1 protein-coding gene is annotated in these 212 nt (G+C 60.4%); it reads right to left on the reverse strand.

Annotated elements, in window-relative coordinates; translation table 11 throughout:
* Positions 1–212: hypothetical protein (locus ABR397_RS24920; protein ID WP_350307999.1), on the reverse strand; the 212-nt coding region annotated here is incomplete at both ends.

Raw genomic sequence — 212 nt, forward strand, 5'->3', positions numbered from 1 at the left:
CCCATCAGCGCCAGTAACGGACCGAAGGTGCGGTCCATTGGCCCGCTCAGTTCAGGCGTTTGCGGGGTAATCACCGGCACCGCTGTTTTATTCAGCAACGCCTTAGCGGATTTCACCAGTGACGCCGATAACGCCGGGTTCTGCTGCCCGGTCTGTCCCTGATACGCCACGGTGTTCATTAACGCTATCAGCGGGGACTGACGCCCGTCCGT

Source organism: Photorhabdus viridis (assembly GCF_040256935.1).
GTDB lineage: Bacteria > Pseudomonadota > Gammaproteobacteria > Enterobacterales > Enterobacteriaceae > Photorhabdus > Photorhabdus viridis.